The organism is Arthrobacter sp. zg-Y1171, from assembly GCF_025244845.1.
In the GTDB taxonomy this organism is placed as follows: domain Bacteria; phylum Actinomycetota; class Actinomycetes; order Actinomycetales; family Micrococcaceae; genus Arthrobacter_B.
In genome coordinates, this window is the sequence record NZ_CP104264.1 from 544,612 (window position 1) to 564,616 (window position 20,005).

At 66.3% G+C, this 20,005-nt stretch carries 18 protein-coding genes and 2 riboswitches; of the genes, 13 read left to right on the top strand and 5 right to left on the bottom strand.

Annotated features, from left to right (window positions below; translation table 11 throughout):
• Positions 1 to 183: 183 nt before the first annotated feature.
• Genes N2L00_RS02645 through N2L00_RS02655 form a run of 3 tightly spaced genes read right to left on the bottom strand, consistent with a single transcriptional unit; the run spans position 184 to position 4,606 of the window.
• Positions 184 to 1,830, bottom strand: coding sequence for a DNA repair helicase XPB (locus N2L00_RS02645; RefSeq protein ID WP_255863764.1), 1,647 nt, complete (start codon positions 1,828 to 1,830; stop codon positions 184 to 186).
• Positions 1,823 to 4,255 (bottom strand): helicase-associated domain-containing protein, encoded by a 2,433-nt coding sequence (locus tag N2L00_RS02650; protein WP_255863765.1) that lies wholly within the window; start codon positions 4,253 to 4,255, stop codon positions 1,823 to 1,825. Before N2L00_RS02650 ends, N2L00_RS02645 begins: the two co-directional genes overlap by 8 nt.
• A gap of 39 nt (positions 4,256 to 4,294) precedes the next feature.
• A complete protein-coding gene (locus tag N2L00_RS02655; protein ID WP_255863766.1) occupies positions 4,295 to 4,606 on the bottom strand; it encodes a hypothetical protein in 312 nt (103 codons plus the stop codon).
• A 211-nt stretch (positions 4,607 to 4,817) separates the two neighbouring features.
• Between N2L00_RS02655 and N2L00_RS02660 the strand changes: the two genes are divergently transcribed.
• Genes N2L00_RS02660 through N2L00_RS02670 form a run of 3 tightly spaced genes read left to right on the top strand, consistent with a single transcriptional unit; the run spans position 4,818 to position 7,139 of the window.
• Positions 4,818 to 5,201 (top strand): cold-shock protein, encoded by a 384-nt coding sequence (locus N2L00_RS02660; protein ID WP_227922981.1) that lies wholly within the window; start codon positions 4,818 to 4,820, stop codon positions 5,199 to 5,201.
• Positions 5,202 to 5,222: 21 nt separating this feature from the next.
• Positions 5,223 to 5,804, top strand: a complete 582-nt coding sequence (locus tag N2L00_RS02665) for a DUF3027 domain-containing protein (RefSeq protein ID WP_255863866.1) — start codon at positions 5,223 to 5,225, stop codon at positions 5,802 to 5,804.
• A 54-nt stretch (positions 5,805 to 5,858) separates the two neighbouring features.
• Positions 5,859 to 7,139 carry an MFS transporter gene (locus N2L00_RS02670; protein ID WP_255766683.1) on the top strand — a complete coding sequence of 427 codons (1,281 nt, stop codon included), beginning with the start codon at positions 5,859 to 5,861 and terminating at the stop codon, positions 7,137 to 7,139.
• A 45-nt stretch (positions 7,140 to 7,184) separates the two neighbouring features.
• On the opposite strand, the gene serC is transcribed toward N2L00_RS02670, so the two are convergent.
• Positions 7,185 to 8,312: a phosphoserine transaminase gene (gene serC, locus N2L00_RS02675; protein WP_255863767.1), complete on the bottom strand. Its 1,128-nt coding sequence runs from the start codon at positions 8,310 to 8,312 to the stop codon at positions 7,185 to 7,187.
• A 216-nt stretch (positions 8,313 to 8,528) separates the two neighbouring features.
• On the opposite strand from serC, the gene N2L00_RS02680 reads away from it, so the two are divergent.
• The 9 genes from N2L00_RS02680 to fdhD all read left to right on the top strand — a co-directional run bounded on the left by N2L00_RS02680 (position 8,529) and on the right by fdhD (position 16,183).
• Positions 8,529 to 9,227: a metal-dependent transcriptional regulator gene (locus N2L00_RS02680; protein WP_255766685.1), complete on the top strand. Its 699-nt coding sequence runs from the start codon at positions 8,529 to 8,531 to the stop codon at positions 9,225 to 9,227.
• Positions 9,228 to 9,317: 90 nt separating this feature from the next.
• Positions 9,318 to 9,515: riboswitch (cyclic di-AMP (ydaO/yuaA leader) on the top strand.
• Between the two features lie 117 nt (positions 9,516 to 9,632).
• Positions 9,633 to 10,283, top strand: coding sequence for a M23 family metallopeptidase (locus N2L00_RS02685; RefSeq protein ID WP_255863867.1), 651 nt, complete (start codon positions 9,633 to 9,635; stop codon positions 10,281 to 10,283).
• 148 nt (positions 10,284 to 10,431) lie between these two features.
• A riboswitch (cyclic di-AMP (ydaO/yuaA leader) is annotated at positions 10,432 to 10,590 on the top strand.
• A 3-nt stretch (positions 10,591 to 10,593) separates the two neighbouring features.
• A complete protein-coding gene (locus N2L00_RS02690; protein WP_255863768.1) occupies positions 10,594 to 11,394 on the top strand; it encodes an NlpC/P60 family protein in 801 nt (266 codons plus the stop codon).
• Between the two features lie 27 nt (positions 11,395 to 11,421).
• Complete coding sequence (locus tag N2L00_RS02695) at positions 11,422 to 12,213, top strand: NlpC/P60 family protein (protein WP_255863769.1); 792 nt, start codon at positions 11,422 to 11,424, stop codon at positions 12,211 to 12,213.
• A 243-nt stretch (positions 12,214 to 12,456) separates the two neighbouring features.
• Positions 12,457 to 12,957, top strand: a complete 501-nt coding sequence (locus N2L00_RS02700; RefSeq protein ID WP_255766689.1) for an HNH endonuclease — start codon at positions 12,457 to 12,459, stop codon at positions 12,955 to 12,957.
• Positions 12,957 to 13,634: a molybdenum cofactor guanylyltransferase gene (locus N2L00_RS02705; RefSeq protein WP_255863770.1), complete on the top strand. Its 678-nt coding sequence runs from the start codon at positions 12,957 to 12,959 to the stop codon at positions 13,632 to 13,634. The genes N2L00_RS02700 and N2L00_RS02705 overlap by 1 nt, the downstream gene beginning before the upstream one ends.
• Positions 13,635 to 13,670: 36 nt before the next feature.
• Positions 13,671 to 13,955, top strand: a complete 285-nt coding sequence (locus tag N2L00_RS02710; protein ID WP_255863771.1) for a DUF6457 domain-containing protein — start codon at positions 13,671 to 13,673, stop codon at positions 13,953 to 13,955.
• Positions 13,952 to 15,247 (top strand): molybdopterin molybdotransferase MoeA, encoded by a 1,296-nt coding sequence (locus N2L00_RS02715; protein ID WP_255863772.1) that lies wholly within the window; start codon positions 13,952 to 13,954, stop codon positions 15,245 to 15,247. Before N2L00_RS02710 ends, N2L00_RS02715 begins: the two co-directional genes overlap by 4 nt.
• A 90-nt stretch (positions 15,248 to 15,337) precedes the next feature.
• Positions 15,338 to 16,183, top strand: a complete 846-nt coding sequence (fdhD, locus tag N2L00_RS02720) for a formate dehydrogenase accessory sulfurtransferase FdhD (RefSeq protein WP_255766695.1) — start codon at positions 15,338 to 15,340, stop codon at positions 16,181 to 16,183.
• 17 nt (positions 16,184 to 16,200) lie between these two features.
• On the opposite strand, the gene N2L00_RS02725 is transcribed toward fdhD, so the two are convergent.
• Positions 16,201 to 17,913 carry an ATP-binding protein gene (locus tag N2L00_RS02725; protein WP_255863773.1) on the bottom strand — a complete coding sequence of 571 codons (1,713 nt, stop codon included), beginning with the start codon at positions 17,911 to 17,913 and terminating at the stop codon, positions 16,201 to 16,203.
• 195 nt (positions 17,914 to 18,108) lie between these two features.
• Between N2L00_RS02725 and N2L00_RS02730 the strand changes: the two genes are divergently transcribed.
• Positions 18,109 to 20,004, top strand: coding sequence for an ABC transporter ATP-binding protein (locus N2L00_RS02730; protein WP_255863774.1), 1,896 nt, complete (start codon positions 18,109 to 18,111; stop codon positions 20,002 to 20,004).
• Position 20,005: the final 1 nt, after the last annotated feature.

Below are 20,005 nucleotides of genomic sequence, written 5' to 3' on the forward strand. Positions count from 1 at the left end.
GAGAACTACCCATGGACATCAGCGCAATTGCCAAAGCGCCCAATATGCGTTCCAGGCCTTTTGCAATAAGCAGTTTGCCAGATAGGCGGATATGCCGCTCGGAGGGAAAGCGGCATCGGTCTTTTGGCGATACGGCGTTATGGGCGCAGAGGGGAAGGTCCCTCGCCGAAGCCGTGCCCGGGGCTACACCGGCTTTTCGATGTCCGTGGCGTCCAGGATGGAATAGGCATAGCCCTGCTCCGCGAGGAACCGCTGCCGCTTGGCCGCGAAGTCCTGGTCCAGGGTGTCACGGGCAACAACGGTGTAGAAGTGGGCTGCCTTGCCGTCCGCCTTGGGTCGCAGCAGCCGGCCCAGCCGCTGGGCCTCTTCCTGCCGGGAGCCGAAGGAGCCGGAGACCTGGATGGCCACGGACGCCTCGGGCAGGTCGATGGAGAAGTTCGCAACCTTGGACACCACGAGGGTGCTCAGTGCACCTTCCCGGAATTCGTTGAAGAGCCGCTGGCGTTCCTTCACCGGGGTGTCACCCTTGATCACCGGTGCGTCCAGTCGCTCGGAAAGTTCGTCCAGCTGGTCCAGATACTGTCCGATCACCAGGGTCTGCTCGCCGGCATGGCGCTTCACCAGCTTTTCGACGACGCCGGTCTTGGTTTCCGACGTCGAGCACAGCCGGTACTTGTCCCCGTCTTCGGCCATGGCGTAGGCCACGCGCTCATCCCGCGGCAGGTCCACCCGGACCTCGATGCACTCGGCGGGCGCAATGTAGCCCTGCGCCTCGATGTCCTTCCACGGGGCGTCGTAACGCTTGGGGCCGATCAACGAGAAGACCTCGCCCTCGCGGCCGTCCTCGCGGACCAGGGTGGCGGTCAGGCCCAGCCGGCGCCGGGCCTGCAGGTCCGCGGTCATCCGGAAAATGGGTGCGGGCAGCAGATGCACCTCGTCGTAGATGATCAGGCCCCAGTCGTTGGCGTCCAGCAGTTCCAGGTGCGGATACAGCCCGCCCCGCTTGAGCGTCAGGACCTGGTAGGTGGCGATGGTGACCGGGCGGACTTCCTTCACCGCGCCGGAGTATTCGCCGATTTCATCCTCGGTCAGCGACGTGCGCTTCAGCAGCTCATCCTTCCACTGCCGGGCGGAGACGGTGTTGGTCACCAGGATGAGGGTGGTGGTGGAGCTGGTGGCCATGGCCGCCGCCCCGACCAGGGTTTTGCCCGCACCGCAGGGCAGCACCACCACGCCGGAACCGCCGGCCCAGAAGTTCTCGGTGGCGAGCTTCTGGTAGGGGCGCAGCGCCCAGCCGTCCTCATTGAGCAGGATCGGATGCGGCGTGCCGTCCACGTAACCGGCCAGGTCTTCGGCGGGCCAGCCCAGTTTCAGCAGCAGCTGCTTGAGCTGGCCGCGCATGGCGGACTGCACCACGACGGTTTCGCCGTCGATCCGCGGGCCGAGCAGCGGCTGGATCTTCTTGGCATGCATTACTTCTTCGAGCACCGGATAGTCGTTGGTGCGAAGCACCAGCCCGTGCTGGGGATCCTTCTCCAGCCGCAGCCGCCCGTACCGGGACATGGTTTCTTCAATGTCGATCAGCAGCGAGTGCGGTACGGGGAAGCGGGAGTACATAAGCAGCGTGTTGAGGACCTGTTCGGCGTCGAGTCCCGCGGCCCGCGCATTCCACAGTCCCAGCGGCGTCAGCCGGTAACTGTGGATGTGCTCGGGGGCACGCTCGAGTTCGGCGAAAGCCGCGATGGCGTGCCGGGCCTCGGTTGCCTGTTCATGATCGACCTCCAGAAGAATCGTCTTATCGCTCTGGACAATCAACGGTCCGTCAACCATGTGCCGGGCTACCCTCCACTATTTCCACGTCCATAATCCGGTGTACTGACACTGTGCGTTCGACGTCGCTGCGCGGGTCATAGACCCGGACCCTGCCGTCGCTCACTGACAGGGGAACGAAAATCTCCTGCCGCTGATTCCCCTGGGCATCCACCACGCCCATCCGCACCGAACTCTTGGTCCGGATGGCCTTGCGCAGGGTTTCCAGGCTGACCAGGGACTGGCTCTCGCCCGCGTGCGGGACGGGTCCTCCGCCGCGCAGTGCGGCCAGCTGCCGGTCCAGGTCCTCATCCGTAAGTTCCCACGGATTCAGCCGGGCCCGGGAGGAGGACGGCGCCGGCACAGGGATCATCCGATGGGAGCCGACCGGCTTGCGTGCCGGGCCTTCCAGCGCCGGGGGATAGCCGAGCTCCCGAAGGGAAAAGGTGAGTTCCTTAGCCGGCACATTGGCTGCGACCACCGTCGGGGCCAACCGCACCAGGCCCAGCGAAGCGGTCCGCGGGTCCGCCAGCAGGGCGTTCAACCCGGCCTCGTCATCACTGCGCAGATAAGATCCCGCCGCACCCACCCGCAGCCGGCCGTACCGGGCTGCCGTGTCCTCCACCAAGTAGCGCAGCGGCTGGGGGACATCCGTTGCGGAATGCTGGTGCAGGAAGGCGAGGATGCCGTCGGCGTCGAGCCCTTCATCGAGTGCCCGCCGGATGGACTCGGCCGAGAACCGGTAGATCGTTGCCGGGCCCTGGCCTTCCGCCGTGGAAATCAGGGCCAGCTCCCGGGCGACGCCGGGCTCCAGATACCCGGGCGCCACCGCCGTGAGGTCAGCCTGCAGCAGGAAGGAGTTCAATGGCGCAGGCAGGGCGTCACGCAGTACGGAGGTGGCACGGGCATAGTCGCTGCCGGCAACGGCCGACCCCAGCACGGTCAACGCCCCTGAACCGAGCAGCCCCAGCTGGGCTGCCTCCTTCAGGATGCCCGGAACCAGCCGGGCAAAACGCCGCTGCAGCCGCGGCTGGTGCCAGGTCAGGGCACTGATGAGGTCCTCGGTGTCGAAGGCACCGACAGTTTCGTTTTCGCCCGCGCCCTCGACGTCGGATAGCAGGGCAAGCATTTCCAGTGCCCGACGGCGGACGACGGGGGCGTCCGGGCGGGAAACTTCTGCGGCCAGCGCGTTCACTGCTCCGCCTGCTGGCAGGGGTGCGCCCACCAGGGACGGTGCGCGGTCCGCATCCAGCCAGGCTTCCACCAATCGGCGCCACTGATCCTCACGGTTCTGGGTAAGCCAGGTTCCCTCGGTGGTGCCCCAGCGTGAGGTTGCAGCATCCAGGGTGATCAGCCCGGCCAGGGCCGCCAGCTCAAGCAGCCAGGACGTAGCGGCACCGTCGAGCCGCAGCGATTCCGAGAGACGGCGCACTTCGCGCACGCCAACGCCTCCGGAGCGGAGCGTCCCGATCGGGTTCTCGGCCGCAAGCGCCAGCAGTTCCGTAACCAGCCGCAGGGTTTCCGCCACCGCTCCAAACGCGGCGTTGTCCCGCAGGTTGCGGGCGACGTTGCGGGGAACCGGCCGGGGCGCTTCCAACTGGAAGTCCGCGACGATTACATGGCCCCGGGAGGCCTGGCCCACCGGCCGCGGAAGTTCCACGTGAAGCGCGTCCAAGGGGACCAGGAGGCCACGGGCCACGAGCCACTCCACCGGGGTGGGGGAGGGGTTGTCCAGGACGGCCCGTCCCATGGCGGCTTTCTTGGGGATGGTGCCCACCGGTGAATACTTGAACCGGCGAAGCAGGTCTGCTGTCTGCGGCGGAGCGCCCTCCATTAGCGTCGCCCAGCCCGCAGGATCAGAGACCAGATGATGCAGGGAATGGGCGGCGGTGGCGGGGGTGTCTGCCTTCTCTATGGGCAGTCCGCTGCTGCGCAGCCCCTCGACGATGCCTACCAGGCGTTGCCCGAACTCCGGATGCTGGGCCGCCAAGGTGGAATACGGCCTTCCCAGCCCGGCTGGGTAGGCGCCCAGCGCCTCGCCGAGGACCGAGACGGGTAGATAGAACCGGCGGGAGGCATCAGCTTTCGGTGCTCCGGGGTGCGGCTTGGCCCGCCGCAGCAGGGCCAGGGAATGCAGGTGGCCCAGGATCGCATCGAGGGATTTGATGGTTGAGCCCGAGATTGTTGTTTTCAACCATGAAGCGGTGGTGCTGAGCTGGGAATCTTCGTTGGTGGTCAGGTCCACCGCTTCCAGGACCTGCAGCTGCGGTGCCGTCAGTTTTTCGAGGATCCGCTGGACGCTGACGCGTGTCGAAGCACGCGCTGCGAGAGCCTGGAAGTCCGGCACGGCGGGGAGCGCCAGGTCGGGCCGGGCCGCGAGCAATTCACGCAGTTGGTCATCACTGCGTGCTGCTAAATCTTCGGCCAAGGCTCGAATCGCGGACATCAAAACCACGTTACCTGAGTGGGGAGAAAAACGGACCGATCAGCCCCGGCGCCGCCGCCTGATTCCGTCGATCACCAGGCCCGCCATAAGCAGGAACGCGAGGGGGAGTGCGTAGAGGGATGCGGCAATGAGCCAAGGCGCCACTGCCTGGCTCCCGAGGTAGAGGATCAGCACCGCAGCGAGCGTACCCAGTCCGAACAGTGCCAGCGCGGCCGCAAGGACGGCAGTAAACCGGCGGAACGGCGACTTGCGGGGAGGAACTCGGGGATCCGGTGATGTGTGGGGTGCCGGAAACTGCTTCTCTGCGCGTGCCGCGGGGACCCGGACCTTCTCCGGTGGGGTGTTGCTCATGGTAATTAACGCTAACAGCGGAAAACCGCGGGACAAAGGGGAGGCCTTGGTGCCCCATTCCCGTGTCGGGATATTCTAAAGGGAACAGACTTCCCCGTAGTATCACCAAAGGTACTCCGGCGCCGCTTCGGGCCTGGCGGGCCAACGCGGGTCACGACCATTCCTGCAGCAGGTGTCCTGCTGCGATTAAACTAAGAACGAGGTAACCGAAGTGCCCATCGGCAAGGTCAAATGGTTCGACACTGGTAAGGGTTTTGGGTTTCTGGCCACGGACGATGGGCAGGAAGTTTTCCTGCACGCTTCGGCACTGCCTGCGGGAGTCAGCGAGGTCAAGCCCGGCACCCGCATGGAATTCGGTGTTGCGGACGGCCGCCGCGGACCGCAGGCCCTTTCCGCCCGCATTCTCGAGGCCCCGCCGTCGGTAGCCAGGGCAACCCGCAAGGATGCCGAAGACATGGCCGTGATCACCGAGGACCTGATCAAGCTGCTGGACGGTATTTCCAACGGACTGCGGCGCGGCCGCTACCCGGATAAGAAGCACGCATCCAAGGTAGCTGCCGTCCTGCGGGCCGTTGCCGATGATCTGGATATATAAGGTAAGTGCACTGAAGTGACTATGCGACCGGAAATTCCCTCTCCCGACCCGTCCCCTGAACCCGGCACCGACGCCGCTGCTGCTCCGGCGGTTCGCAAGCGCGCCCCGCGGCGGCCGGGAAAGCCCGACGCCGTGCTCGCGGCCGCCGTGGCCGAAGCCCGCGCCGGACTGCTGGAAGTGGTGTCTGAAGGCGAAGTAGGCAACTACCTGGGTGCAGCCGCCGACGCCGAACGGGTGGTGACCCACCGGTTCTCTTCCCTGCGTCCCGGCTACCGCGGGTGGTACTGGTACGCCACGGTTGCCCGTATGCCCCGGAGCAAGAAGGTAACGGTGTCCGAAGTGGGCCTGCTTCCCTCGGACGACGCGCTGCTGGCTCCCGAGTGGGTGCCCTGGTCCGACCGGCTGCGTCCGGAAGACATTGCTGCCGAACAGGAACAGCAGGCCCAGGAACAGCGCGCGCAGGAACAGGCTGACCAGGAACAGGCTGACCAGGAACAGGCCGAACTTGCCGGCCCGGACGACGACGGGCAGCAGGACGAGGCTGATCAGGAACAAGCCGGCGAACAGCACGCCGAAGCGACAGGTGCTCAGGAGGACGAATAATCCCGTGACGGTTGCGGCAACAGGGTTCACTATCCCCAAGGGGGCGCTGGACTGATGTTCCGTTCCCTTCGCATTTTCAACTACCGCATCTGGTTTATCGGTGCCCTGGTGTCGAACATCGGCACCTGGATGCAGCGTACGGCGCAGGACTGGCTTGTCTATGACATCCTGACCGACCAGGACGCGGCGGCCATGGGAATCGTTATGGCGCTGCAGCTGGGACCGCAGCTGCTTCTGGCCCCGTGGTCAGGCCTGATCGCCGACACGTACAACCGGCGCAAGGTCCTCCTGCTCACGCAGGTCAGCATGGGCGGCCTGGGTCTGGCGCTGGGGCTCCTGGTGCTCTCCGGACATGCCGAGCTGTGGCACGTCTACGCGTTCGCGCTGGCGCTGGGCGTAGTGTCCGCCGTCGACGGGCCGGCACGCCAGGCCTTTGTCTCGGAGGTGGTTTCCGAGCGGGACCTGCCCAACGCCGTCGCCCTTAACAGTGCCTCCTTTAACGGGGCACGGATGATTGGCCCCGCCGTCGCCGGTCTCCTGACCGTGGCCGTGGGTCCGGGCCTGGTCTTCGTCCTCAACGCCGTGACGTTCGGTGCAATGGTGATTGCGCTGCTGAAAATGCGTGCCGGCGAGCTGCGCGTGTTACCCAAGGCGCCGCCGGGGAAGGGCCGCATCCGGGCCGGACTTGCGTACGTGCGGCACCGGCCGGACCTGATCATGGTGATGCTCGCGATCTTCATCGTGGGGACCTTCGGCATGAATTTCGCTATCTATATAGCAGCCATGGCACGGACCGAGTTCGGCCGGGACGCCGGTATTTTCGGCGTCCTGAATTCGGTGATGGCCATCGGATCCGTCGCCGGCGCCCTGCTGTCCGCGCGGCGGGACCGGCCCCGCCTGCGCTTTGTCTTCGGTGCGGCCGGAGCCTTTGGCCTGGCCTGCATCCTGTCCGCCATGGCACCCAGCCTGATCCTGTTCGCCGTCTCGCTGATCCCCGTGGGCCTGTTTGCCCTGACCCTGATGACCAGTGCCAACGCGTATGTCCAGACCACCACGGCCCAGATCATGCGCGGGCGGGTCATGGCCTTGTACTTCGCCATCTTTATGGGCGGCACGCCGCTGGGCGCCCCCGTGGTGGGTTGGGTCTCGAACTCCTTCGGTCCCCGCTGGAGCCTGGGCGTTGCCGCAGCTTCCGGTCTGCTGGCCGCAGCGATCGGATTCGTCTGGGCCTGGCGCACCTACGGCATGCGGTTCCACTATGACCGGAGCCTGCCGCGCCGGCTGAGCATGACCACGGACACTCCGGAAAAGCAGCAGGACCCGGACAACGCCTAGCGTCCGGGTCCTGCCACGACCCCTGTTGCGGGGCGGCCTTGCGGGTCAGGAATTCGCGATCACAAAGTCGATGCACTCCAGCAGGGCGCTGACGTCGTCGGGCTCGATGGCCACGAAGGTGGCAATCCGCAGCTGGTTGCGGCCGAGCTTGCGGTAGGGCTCCACGTCCACCACGCCGTTGGCACGCAGGGTCTTGGCGATTGCCGCGGCGTCGATGCCCGCCTCGAAATCGATCGTGGCAATCACATTTGAACGGTCCTCGGCACGGGTGACGAACGGAGTGGCCACCGGGGACTTCTCGGCCCACGAATAGATCCGCCCCGCCGACTCCGCGGTCCGGCCCGCGGCGAAGGCAAGTCCGCCGCTGGCGTTGAGCCATTCAATCTGCGCGTTAAGGGTCACCAGCGTGGACAACGACGGCGTGTTGTAGGTCTGGTTCAGCCTCGAGTTGTCGACGGCGGTCTGCAGGTTCAGGAAATCCGGGATCCAGCGGTCCCCGGCATTGATCCGGGCCGCCCGTTCCAGCGCAGCCGGAGAGAACATGCCCAGCCACAGCCCGCCGTCGGAAGCGAAGTTCTTCTGCGGTGCAAAGTAATAGACATCGGCCTGGGCCAGGTCCACATCCAGGCCGCCCGCGGCAGAGGTGGCATCGATCAGGACCAGGGAGCCGGCGTCGGCGCCTACCACCCGCCGGACGGGGGCAGCCACACCGGTCGAGGTCTCATTCTGGGGCCAGGCATAAACGTCGACGCCGGCCTCCGCTGCAGGCTCGGGGCGCGTGCCGGGATCGGAGGTGATGATGCTGGATGCCGCGAGGAACGGAGCCTTGTTGGTGGCCGCCGCAAACTTTGAGCCGAATTCACCGAAGGAAAGGTGCTGGGCCTTCTCCTGGACCAGGCCGAAGGCCGCGATGTCCCAGAACGCGGTGGAACCGCCCACGCCCAGGACAACCTCGTAACCCTCGGGCGCCGAGAACAACTCCATGAGGCCTTCACGGACGCTGCCCACGAGGTTCCGTACCGGAGCCTGCCGGTGGGAGGTGCCGAGCAGGTTGGCTCCCGCTGCTGCGAGTGCGGACATCTGTTCCGGGCGTACCTTGGAAGGACCGGCACCAAATCGGCCGTCCTTCGGGAGGAGCCCAGCGGGAATTTTCAGTGCGGCGGTATCGCCCATGGTGTGACGCTCCAAGCGGGTTTCGACAGTGGCGGATATGCACTTCCATTCTGCCGTACAGGCTCGGGAGCCCGCGATGTATGACGCCCGCCACCAGGGACTGTGCCCGGTGCCGCGCAATTATCGGGCGGTCCGGCGGATAGGCTAACGTGTTGGCGTACACCCCCGGGCAGCGGTGCGCTGCCTTTCTTCCTCCCTTGCTAGGAGCGGCCCGTCATGACGGATCTCATTGACACCACTGAGATGTATCTCAGGACCATCCTGGAACTGGAAGAAGAGAACATCGTTGCCCTCCGTGCACGCATTGCCGAACGGCTGCGCCACTCCGGGCCCACGGTTTCCCAGACCATCGGGCGAATGGAACGTGACGGGCTCGTGGTGGTTGCCGGGACGCGTCGGCTGGAACTGACGGAACTGGGCCGGCGCCGGGCCACCGAGGTGATGCGCAAGCACCGCCTGGCCGAACGGCTCCTTGCGGACGTCATCGGACTTGACTGGGCCTACGTCCATGACGAAGCCTGCCGCTGGGAACACGTGATGAGCGAGCGTGTGGAACGGCGCCTGTATGAGCTGCTGGGCCGCCCCACGGAATCGCCCTACGGCAATCCCATTCCCGGCCTCGAGGGGATCGGCGGGGTGGCGGCGGAAGTGTTCATCGCCGGCGTCGTCGACCTGGTGTCCACCGTCGCGACGGCCGAGCCGGGGACCAAGCTTCGGCTGGTCCGGCTGGCGGAACCCATCCAGGTGGAACCAGAACTGCTGACCCAGCTGGACGAAGCGGGATTGCGGCCCGGAGCGCAGATAACGGCAGAAGTTGTCGGCGGTTATATCTCCGTTCGTGTTCCCGGCATCGAGGGTGCCTTGGAACTGCCTACGGAAGTGGCCTCCCACGTCTTTGTTTCTCCCGTTGGGTAACGGAATGGTCACTTTTGTGACATTTACCCTATAGTGAGTTCCGACGCTGAAACACCATCGTTATCCGGTCCGTCCGCCGAGCCCTGCCAGCGGACCGGAGCACTAAACTCGTCCAGGCAGGGGCGGAGGACCCACTTTCCGGCAGCATTGCTGCCTTGGGGTGAAGCCTTTCGGAAGCCGGCGGCATTTCCTGCATAGTTGCAGGTGAGGCCCGCCCTTTTCCGGAAAGGCCGAGTTTCTCTACTCGAATCCGACAGCTAACTTCGCAGGCGATCCATGAGAGGGAAAAACTTGTCGAAGCATGCTGCTTCGGGCCGACGCCGCGCGTCAGCTCCTAATGCACCTGTGCGCCCGCGCAACGCCTCACCGTCAGGCCGCCGGCGCGCCGAAACAAAGTCCGTGTCCATGGGCGGTGCCGCCCAGAAGGTGGCTATTACCGCTGCCACGTCGGGCCTGATCCTCACGGCTGCCATGCCCACGCATGCGGCAGCGGACGATCCGGTCCAGCTCGAGCCGGTGGCGGTCGACGCACCCGTCTCGGCCGACCCGAATGCCGATATCGGATTCGCCCGGGCCGGGCTGAGCAGCAAATACGACCCGGACGCCAAGCTGGCCTCCATTACGGTTGCCGCCGGCTCGCATGCGGTCCCTGCCGCGGCCAAGGGCACGCTGTCCACGCCCCTGGATGCCTCTTTGGTGCAGACCTCCGGGTTCGGCCACCGGGTCAGCCCCATTACCGGGGAGCACGGCGAGATGCATAACGGACAGGACTTCGCCGCCGCCTGCGGTACAGCGGTCAACGCTGCGGCATCCGGCACCGTGGTCTTCGCCGGCTGGCATCCCTACGGCGGTGGCAACCGCGTGGTGGTAGATCACGGCAACGGAGTCCAGACCACGTACAACCACCTTTCCAATATTGCCGTCACCTTGGGCACGGAAGTCGAGCGCGGATTCCTGGTCGGTGCGAGCGGTACAACCGGTTCCTCAACGGGTTGCCACCTGCATTTCGAGGTCATGGTTAACGGCGAAGTAGTGGACCCGCTGAATTGGTTGTAAGCACTTAAATCAATTGGTTGTAACCAGTTGAATATCGTTTCGTGATCGGAACGTGACATACCTCAAATGTTGCTGTACGCTCATCCTCGTGCCCGATTCGCCAAAGGTGGGGCACCTTCGAACAGATCGCCTAGCTCTGCCACTGTTTGAAGTCCGTTCGCAGAATCGCATGGCAGAGGCGGGGGAACCAATTTCGGGTTTCGAAAGAAACCCTTGGGGTTAAGTTGCAAAAGGCCATTGGCCGGGCAACCGGGTGACTCCCATCCGAATCCGACAGCTCACCTCGTAGGCAATTGGGAGAGGCAAACTTGTGTCATCAAACGCTCATGGCCGCCGTCGCGCTGCCACCGTACAGACCAACCCGATCACTGCACTTTCCAAGGCAGTCAGCAGCAACGCCGGAAACGTAGGCCGCCAGGCCGCCGTCGTAGTTGCAGCATCCGGCCTCGTGCTGGCTGCCGGACTTCCTGCACAGGCTTCCGTAAGCACGGACCGCCAGGCACTCGCAGCAACCCCCCTGAACATCGTGGCCGGCAGCGTTACCGCTCCCGCCAACGCACCGTTCGAGCTTCCCCTGGTTGCCCCCAGCTCCACCTCCGGCGCCGAATACCGCGCACAGGTTGCAGCAGAAGAGGCCGCAGCCCAGGCAGCAGAAGAGCTCGCAGCCTCGCAGGCCGCAGCAGCAACCCAGACAGCAGCCACCAAGAACGCCGCAGCCGCCCGCACCGCCGCCCCGGCAGCCTCCGGTGCCGCCGTAAAGCCAGCCTCCTCCATGTCGGCTCCGGTCGAAGCTCCGGCTTCCGGCAACGTCGCAGCCGGCCTGGTTGCTTCCGCCTACGGCCAGATCGGTGTGGCACAGGACTGCACCGCCATGGTCGAGAACGCACTGCGCTCCGTCGGCAAGTCCGTCGGCGACCTGGGCCCGATGCAGTTCCTGCAGTTCGGTCCCCAGGTTTCCAGCCCGGCTCCCGGCGACCTTGTAGTCAACGGCGGCCACGTCGCGATCTACGTAGGCAACGGCCAGGTCATCAGCGGCGGACTCAACGGCATGAACACCGGCCTGCACAGCCTCTCGGACCTGGGCGGCGTCATGTTCGTCCGCGTCAGCTAACCCGGAATTCGAGACGCGGAGATAATCATGACCTCGACAATTGAGCGCGCCCGCCACCGGGCGCCGGTGGAACGCACCACTACGCTGAACGCGCTTGCCGGCGCCGTCAGTGCCAACGCCGGAACGGTGGGCCGCCAGGCCGCCGTGATTGCGGCAGCCTCCGGGCTGGTACTGACCACCGGCGTCGCGGCCAATGCGTCCGGGGCAGACACCATGCGTGACGTCCAGACGAGCACCCTGGATCTTTCCTCGGTCAAGATCCTCCAGGTCTCCGAAAACGCGACGGTTTCGTTCGAACGCGACAGCATTGCGGGCACCACTCCGGCACCCGTGGCGGAACCGGCAGCCCCGGCTGCCGAGGCGCCTGCTGCCGTTGCGGCTGCGAAACCGGCAGCCGTTGCTGCCGGCACGCGTGCTCCTGCCAACACGGTGCCTGCTGTCCAGGCCACAACCCTCAGCACACCGGCACCGGCGCAGAGCGCCCCTTCCGGCGTGGCATCCACCATTGCAGCCGCTGCCTACGCGCAGCTGGGCATCGGCCAGGACTGCACCCGGTTGGTTACCAACGCACTGGCCGCGGCCGGAATCAACCACCACGGCTGGCCTGCAAGCTACCTCACCCTTGGACGGACGGTGAGTGCAGCTGAGGCCATCCCCGGTGACCTTATCTACTACGCAGACGGCGGGATGGGCATGGCCCACATCGCCGTGTATGTGGGCGGCGGACAGGCAGTGCACGGCGGTTTCAACGGTGGATCCACCGTTGTAGCTCCGGCCGAGCTTGGCTCCGGCGGCGTCTACATCCGCGTAGGCGGCTAGGCAGCTCCCGGTACAGCATCTTGGCAAGGCCCCTCCTCCGGGAGGGGCCTTGCCTTGTTAAGCCGCAGTCCGGGCGCGGAGGCAGGCGGGGTGCCGTGGGCAGGGAGCGGACCCCTGTACCACCGGCATAAATGGCCAAGAACGCGATCGCGTTCTACTCTTGCATAGACAATCCGATGTGCCGTTGGCGGAGCGGTGTCTTGTACTCACCGGTTCGCGGGCGGCAGGCGAAGAGGTATGTGCATGCGCACTCTCGTTCTGAATGCTGGATATGAACCGTTGGCCGTGATCACCTTCCGCCGAGCCTTGGTGCTGGTCCTGAATGGAAAGGCGAGTGTGGTGGCGGAAAGCGGCGAGCCGGTGGTCGGCCCCAACGAAATCCTCCCCAGACCTTCGGTGATCCTGCTCCACCGGTACGTGAAGATTCCCTACCGGGAGGGCACCGTAGCCACCCGGCGGGGCGTCCTGCGCCGGGATAACCATGAATGCGCCTATTGCGGGAAGGCGGCGGCTACCGTGGACCACGTGGTCCCGCGGTCCCGCGGCGGCGATGACAGCTGGGAGAACCTGGTTGCCTGCTGCCTGCGCTGCAATAACACCAAAGGGGACAGGACACTGGCGCAACTTGGCTGGGAGCTGCGGGTTTCTCCCAAGGCGCCGCGGGGTGCGCGCTGGCAGATCCGTGAACTTGAACGTCCCTCACCGCAGTGGGACCCGTTCCTGCAGAATGACACGGCTGCCTGATGTCCGCTACCGCTCCGTATGATGCAGTCGTCCTGGCCGGCGGCCGTTCCACGCGCCTTGGAGGCACACCCAAGGCGCTGCTCCTGGCCGGGGACAGTACCCTGTTGGAAACCACCCTTGCCGCAGTGCCGGATGCGCACAACATCGCCGTTGCGGGGCCGCCGGAACTGTCGAACCTGCTGAGCTCAATAGAGCTGGCCGGGTCCGCGGGGACGCCCCTGCTGGTCCGGGAGGAGCCGGCCTACGCCGGCCCCGCAGCAGCGGTCGGAGCCGCCGTCGCCGCCCTCGCCGCCCTCGAGAGCAGCGGCAGCCTCAATGAGGGCGGCCTCAAGGACCGGGGCCGAAGCCCCTGGACGATGGTCCTGGCGTGCGATATGCCGCAGATCGCCTCCGCCGTCCGGGCCCTGCTGGATGCAGCCGCTGTGCCGCCCGCCGAGAGCCTGCTGGCAGTGGACTCCAGCGGCAACCGCCAGCCGTTGGCAGCGCTGTACCGCACCGCTGACCTGCGCGCCGCTGTGGCTTCCCTGGCCGCGGAGGGTCTAGCGAACAAGTCGATGAAGGCGTTGCTTGCTAGGGTGCAATGGAGGGGTGTTGATGTTCCCCCGACGAGTACAGCCGATGTTGACACCTGGAACGATGCACAAACCCTGGGTGTGAGCGCCGGGGACCTGCCGTAGCACCGGGCGGTCCCCAAGCGAAACGAAGGAGCACGAATGGCAAGCCAGCAGGAACAACTCGAGGCGTGGAGCGGCAGGCTGCTGCAGGCACTGGAACTCGAGGGCACACCGGTGGATGTCTCCGCTGTCCTCGATCTGGCTGCAGCCGCTGCGCACAGCGTGGTGCGGCCTGCCGCCCCGCTGACCACCTTCATTGTCGGGTACGCGGCTGGCCTCGCCGCCGGCAGCGGCCAGGCCGACGACGGCGTCGCCATGCGTTCGGCCATGGCCGTAGCCACGGAACAATGCCGGAACGCCGCAACGGAAGGAGACGCCCAATGAGCGAACATCCCGCACCCGTTATCCTGCCGGCCCAGCCCAATGCGTCCTGGGCGCAGGCCCGCCACGCCGCCTACGCAGCGGCCCGTCCGCTGCCGTATGAGACGGTGCCTTTGGACGAGGCACTCGGCCGGATCCTGGCCCTCGAAACCACTGCCCTGCAACCGGTGCCGCATTACGCCTCCGCCGCGATGGACGGATGGGTTGTTGCCGGGCCGCCGCCGTGGACTGTCATGACCCATGAGGAACCCGAGGTGGAACGCTGGCAGATCCACCGCGAATCGGGACGCCGCGCGCTCCAGCCGGGCGAGGCCGTGGAAATCCTCACCGGCGGGCTTATCCCCGAAGGCGCCGAAGCCGTGCTGCGCTCCGAAAGCGGCAGCGTGTCGGCCACAACGCCGCCGCAGCTGACGCTCAGCGACCGCGCCAAGGAATCCGAACCGCGCGCCGGCGAACATATCCGCCCGGCCGGAGAAGAGGCGGCAGCGGGGGAGACCACCATCCCTGCGGGCAAGATGCTTAACCCGGCCCATATTGCACTGGCTGCCGTGTGCGGACATGACACCCTGCCGGTGCTGCGTTCCCCGCGCGTGTCCCTGCTGCTGACCGGGGACGAAGTCATCGAAGCCGGCCTGCCCGAGCCCGGACAGGTCCGGGACACCTTCGGACCCCAGCTGCCGCAGCTGATCACGATGCTGGGCGGACGCATCGACGTCGTCCGGCGCCTGCCGGACCGGCTGGAGGACGTGGTGGCGGCGCTGAGCAGCGAAGCCACGGACGAACTCTCCATCGCAATGTCTTCCGGCGACGTCCTCGTCACTACCGGCGGCACCGGACGTTCCGACGCGGATCACCTGCGCCGGGCCTTGGAAGAGGTCGAGGCTGAACTCCTCATTGACGGAATCGCGATGCGTCCGGGCCATCCCACCATGCTGGCCCGGTTGCAGGACGGCCGCCTGCTGGTAGCGCTGCCCGGCAACCCGCTGGCCGCGATGATGGCGGTCTTCACCATCGTCCAACCGCTGCTGGACGGACTCCGCGGGGCACCGATTTCCCGTGAACGGCATGTCCTGGCCGGCGTGGATCTGGAACCATTGCCCGGACGGACCCGGCTGGTTCCCTGCAGCATCCAGGAAGACCGGGCCATGCCGTCGCCGTATTTCCGCTCCGGAATGCTCCGCGGACTGGCCGAGGCGGACGCCGTTATGGTGGTGCCGCCGGAGGGCTGCATCAGGGACCAGGCCGTGATGGCGCTGCCCCTGCCGTGGCAGGTCAACCGCGCACCGTCCGGATAAGCCCGCACACCGGTAAAGCCGGAGCGGGACAACCCGGGGACCCCCGGCCACCCGGAGCCAGAGTCAATGCACTAAAGACAGGGAGACACCATGGGACGGGTTACCCAGCGAGGGCGGGTCACACGCTTCCGGTTGGACGGGAACGTCAGCCGGCGGGATGACGTATTGGCGGGGGAAGAACCGCTGGAAATCCGGGTGATGGGTAAGTCCTTCACCGTCACCATGCGGACCCCCGGCGATGACTTTGACCTGGTGGCCGGATTCCTGGTCTCGGAAGGGGTGATCTGGGATCCGGCCCAGCTCATCAGCCTGCGGTACTGCGCCGGAGTGGATGACGAAGGCAAGCAGACCTTCAATGTGGTGGATGTCCAGCTCCGGCCCGGTACCCCGCTCCCTGACACCGGGATGGAACGGCACGTCTATACGTCCAGCTCCTGCGGCATCTGCGGAACGGCTTCCATCGAGGCCGTCCGTAAGTCCTCGCACTTCGATCCGTCCTCCGACGGCGTGCGTCTCCCGCTGGACATGCTGGCTGCCCTGCCGGACCGGCTGCGCGAAGGCCAGAAAGTCTTCGACCGGACCGGGGGCGTCCATGCGGCGGGTCTTTTCAACGCCGACGGCGAGCTGTTGTGCCTGCGCGAGGACGTTGGCCGGCACAATGCGGTGGACAAGGTGGTGGGGTGGGCACTGCGTGCCGGGATGCTTCCGCTGCGCGGCATGGTGCTGCAGGTATCCGGACGGGCGTCCTTCGAGCTGGTCCAAAAGGCCCAGCTGGCGGGTATTCCGGTACTTGCCGCCGTCAGTGCACCGTCCGCGCTTTCCGTGGATCTGGCCAAGGACGCCGGCCTGACGCTGATCGGATTCAGCCGCGGTACGTCCCTGAACTGCTATTCCGCGCCGGAACGGATCCTGGCTGCGGCCCCCGCACCCGTCTAGCCGGGGCCGTCCGGGCCCTAGCGGGCGGCTGGAAGCTGGACCGTTGCCGTGGTGCCCTCGCCCACCTTGGAAGCAATCCCCAGTTCGCCGCCGTGCTGAAGCACAATGTCCTGGACGATGGCCAGCCCCAGGCCGGTACCGGGAATGGCAGCGGAGGTGGCGTTGGAGGCACGGAAGAAACGCCGGAACAGGTTGGGCAGGTCCCCTTCCGGGATGCCGATTCCGGTGTCGCGGATCTGTACCCGCACGCCGGGGCCGGCGCCGTCCGGCTGGACCAGGGCGGCACTGATCTGCACGGTTCCGCCGGCCGGCGTGAACTTCACGGCGTTGGAGCAGAGATTGGTGAAGACCTGCTCCAGCTGGGCGCGGTCTCCGTCAACCAGCAAGGGGTCGGTACCCAGCTCCAACCGCAGGTCCAGGCTGCTGGCCCCGGCGGCCGGTGCCAGTGAGGCGGCAACGGCGCGCAGGAGTTCTTCCAGGTCCACTTCCTCCACCTCGAGGTTGATCTCGTCCGCATCCTGCCGGGAGATGGTCAGCAGATCGCTGATCAGCTGGTTGAGTCGAACGGCGTTGCGGCCAACGATTTTGAGCATCTGCGCGACGTCGTCCGGGATGTCTCCGCCGGAGCCGTCCAGGATGAGGTCCAGGTAGCCCGTGATCGAGGTCAGCGGTGTCCGCAGTTCGTGGTTGACCGTGGCCACGAAATCAGTCTTCGCCTGGTCCAGGTCCCGTTGGCGTTTGAGTACCATCCGCTGAGCGGTAATGAGGTTGCCCTGCACGAGGCCGTGCGCCAGGTTGCCGCTGACATGCTGGATCAGGGAGATCTCCGTGCTCGTCCAGTCCCGCGGGGCACCCTCGCCGGCAAGCCAGAGCAGCCCGAAAGCCTTGTCCCCGTGGCCGAGCGGCACAATCACGGAGGTGCGCAGCCCGGCAGCCCGGGATTCCGCGCTTATCGGTACCGGCTCATCGGCGGGCTGGCCATGGTCTTCCACGGCCATTCCCCGGCCCCGCTCCCAGAGCATTTCGGCCAGCTCGCCCGCGGTATGTGCGTTCAGCGCGGGAATGCCTCCGGAGGTTTCCTCGCGGCTCCACGCCAGTGCCAGTTCCGGAACGCGCTCATCCGGGAAAGTCACCAGCAGTACATGGTCCGCTTCGAAGGTGGCTCCGAGTCCGTGAACCACTACCTCGGCCATTTGCTGCGGATCATTAGTGGCCCGGATGGCGGCGGAAATACGGCGTGTGTCCTCCCGCAGCCGCGACGTGGCGGCCCGCCGGTCCCTGCGCGCCCGGGCGGTGGCCAGGATGAGGTTGATCCGGCGTGCCAGGTCCTCGGGGTCCACCGGGCTGGCCACGAAGTCGGCGATGCCCAGGTCGACCATCAATTCCATGTCCAGCCCGGCTTCGCCTGCCACGAGGATGACCGGCAGCTTGGTCATGGCCGGTTCGTGCCGGAGGCGCTTGAGCATGTCCATTCCGACGACTTGGCGGATCGTGGAATCCACCACCGCCAACACCGGGGAGCCGGCGCGTGCAGCTTCCATGGCCTCGTCCAGGTCCAGCACGGGGACTGTATCCAAGCCCGCTGCGGAGAGAATTCCGGCCACGACGGAGAAGACCTCGGGTTGTTCAACGGCAACCAGCGCCGTGGGGCGCGGCTGTGCGCCGTGAGTGTTGCCCTCCGAAGAGGCGTCGCCCGTGGGGGCGGCGAAGGGTTTGAGTGCCGGGGGCATTACGGCCTTTCGTCTGTGCCCGGTTCAGCTCCAGGGGCAGCGATTCGAAGTGTACCAGCGCCCGGAGCCAAACTTGTGACTTGATTCACTGCGTCCCCGGAACGGATTCCGCTGCGGTTTCAGCCACTAGCGATCGGCAGGGATCGGACTCCGGACGGGTTTAAGCTGGAACGTGCGGATATCGGAGGAACAGACATGAGCATGGAAGGCGCAGCGTGGGGTTCGCTGATGCAGATCTCCCGCGCCAAGGGCGTTGACGGCAAGATTTCACGGGAAACCCTGAAGCGGATTGTCCGCTTTGCCGCTCCCTATCGGACGCGGCTCCTGGGCTTCGTTCTGCTGTCCGTGGTGGGCGCGTTCCTGGCCGTGGCGACCCCGGTCCTGGCCGGGCAGGTGGTCAACTCCATTGTGGCCGGCACGGCACCGGCCGTGGTGATCCGGCTGGCCCTGCTGATTGCCGCCGTCGCGGTGGCGGACGCGGCAGTTTCCCTTGCCACGCGCTGGTTTTCCTCGCGCATCGGGGAAAGCGTCATCCTGGACCTGCGCACCGCGGTGTTCGACCACGTCCAGAAGATGCCCATTGCCTTCTTTACACGCACGCGCACGGGTGCGCTGGTCAGCCGGCTCAACAATGACGTCATCGGCGCCCAGCAGGCCTTCAGCGGGACCCTTTCCGGTGTGGTGAGCAACGTCGTCGCCCTGGTGCTGACCCTCATCGTGATGCTCGGAACCTCTTGGCAGGTGACCGTACTGGCCATGTTGCTGCTGCCGGTGTTCCTGCTGCCGGCACGGCGGATGGGCGGCCGGCTCGCCGCGCTCCGCCGGGAGGCTGCCAACCACAACGCGTCCATGGGTACGCAGATGACCGAGCGGTTCTCCGCACCCGGCGCCACCCTGGTCAAACTGTTCGGACGGCCCGACGCCGAGTCGAGCGAATTCGCGCTCCGTGCCTCCCGGGTGCGGGACATCGGCGTGAAGATGGCAATGATGCAGGCCGTCTTCGTGACGGCCCTGACCCTGGTATCCGCGCTGGCCCTGGCCCTGGTCTACGGGCTGGGCGGTTACCTGGCGCTGCAGGGCAACCTGAACACGGGCGACGTCGTGACCCTGGCGCTGCTGCTGACCCGGCTGTATGCGCCGCTGACCTCCCTGGCCAACGCCCGCGTGGAGATCATGAGCGCGGTAGTGAGCTTCGAGCGGGTCTTCGAAATCCTGGACCTTCGTCCCTTGATCCGTGAGAAGGAATCCCCGGCGCCGGTGCCGGCCGGACCGCTGAGCGTGGAGTTCGACGACGTCCGGTTTGCCTATCCCACCGCGGACAAAGTATCCCTCGCGTCGCTGGAAGAGGTGGCTGTCCTGGACACCCGCGGCGGAGAGGAAGTCCTGCACGGAGTGTCCTTCCGTGTTGAACCGGGGCAGACCGTCGCCCTGGTTGGAACCTCGGGAGCGGGCAAATCGACCATTGCGCAGCTGCTGGCACGGCTGTACGACGTCGATTCGGGTGCCGTGCGCTTCTCCGGTACGGATGTGCGGGACGTGAGTTTCGCCGGCATCCGGCAGGCGCTGGGCATGGTGACCCAGGACGGGCACCTGTTCCACGAGACCATCCGGGCCAACCTGCTGCTGGCCAACCCCGAAGCCAGTGAAGAGGAAGTCTGGGATGCGCTGCGCCGGGCGCGGCTGGAGGATATGGTGCGGTCCCTGCCGGACGGGCTGGAAACGATGGTGGGGGAGCGCGGCTACCGGCTTTCCGGCGGGGAGCGCCAGCGGATGACCATCGCGCGGCTGCTGCTGGCCCAGCCGCGGATCGTGATCCTGGACGAGGCCACCGCCGCTTTGGATTCCACGTCCGAGGCCGCTGTGCAGGCCGCCCTGGGCGAAGCGCTGCAGGGGCGGACCGCCGTCGTGATTGCGCACCGGCTCTCCACCATCCGCAATGCCGACCGGATCCTGGTTATCGAGGGCGGCCGGATCGCGGAACAGGGAACGCACGCGGAATTGCTGGCGCGGGACGGACGCTACGCGGAGCTGTACAACACCCAGTTCGCCGTGGCCCGGGACGAGGAACGGAACTCCGCGGACCTGTCCTGAT

Excerpts from the sequence above, each read along its gene's own strand:
- N2L00_RS02670 (WP_255766683.1), top strand. The coding sequence starts at position 5,859 with ATGTTCCGTTCCCTTCGCATTTTCAACTACCGCATCTGGTTTATCGGT.
- N2L00_RS02655 (WP_255863766.1), bottom strand. The coding sequence starts at position 4,606 with ATGAGCAACACCCCACCGGAGAAGGTCCGGGTCCCCGCGGCACGCGCA.
- N2L00_RS02650 (WP_255863765.1), bottom strand. The coding sequence starts at position 4,255 with ATGTCCGCGATTCGAGCCTTGGCCGAAGATTTAGCAGCACGCAGTGAT.
- N2L00_RS02710 (WP_255863771.1), top strand. The coding sequence starts at position 13,671 with ATGGCAAGCCAGCAGGAACAACTCGAGGCGTGGAGCGGCAGGCTGCTG.
- N2L00_RS02705 (WP_255863770.1), top strand. The coding sequence starts at position 12,957 with ATGTCCGCTACCGCTCCGTATGATGCAGTCGTCCTGGCCGGCGGCCGT.
- N2L00_RS02730 (WP_255863774.1), top strand. The coding sequence starts at position 18,109 with ATGAGCATGGAAGGCGCAGCGTGGGGTTCGCTGATGCAGATCTCCCGC.
- N2L00_RS02665 (WP_255863866.1), top strand. The coding sequence starts at position 5,223 with ATGCGACCGGAAATTCCCTCTCCCGACCCGTCCCCTGAACCCGGCACC.
- serC (WP_255863767.1), bottom strand. The coding sequence starts at position 8,312 with ATGGGCGATACCGCCGCACTGAAAATTCCCGCTGGGCTCCTCCCGAAG.
- N2L00_RS02695 (WP_255863769.1), top strand. The coding sequence starts at position 11,422 with ATGACCTCGACAATTGAGCGCGCCCGCCACCGGGCGCCGGTGGAACGC.
- N2L00_RS02680 (WP_255766685.1), top strand. The coding sequence starts at position 8,529 with ATGACGGATCTCATTGACACCACTGAGATGTATCTCAGGACCATCCTG.
- N2L00_RS02645 (WP_255863764.1), bottom strand. The coding sequence starts at position 1,830 with ATGGTTGACGGACCGTTGATTGTCCAGAGCGATAAGACGATTCTTCTG.
- N2L00_RS02700 (WP_255766689.1), top strand. The coding sequence starts at position 12,457 with ATGCGCACTCTCGTTCTGAATGCTGGATATGAACCGTTGGCCGTGATC.
- N2L00_RS02725 (WP_255863773.1), bottom strand. The coding sequence starts at position 17,913 with ATGCCCCCGGCACTCAAACCCTTCGCCGCCCCCACGGGCGACGCCTCT.
- N2L00_RS02715 (WP_255863772.1), top strand. The coding sequence starts at position 13,952 with ATGAGCGAACATCCCGCACCCGTTATCCTGCCGGCCCAGCCCAATGCG.
- N2L00_RS02685 (WP_255863867.1), top strand. The coding sequence starts at position 9,633 with ATGGGCGGTGCCGCCCAGAAGGTGGCTATTACCGCTGCCACGTCGGGC.
- fdhD (WP_255766695.1), top strand. The coding sequence starts at position 15,338 with ATGGGACGGGTTACCCAGCGAGGGCGGGTCACACGCTTCCGGTTGGAC.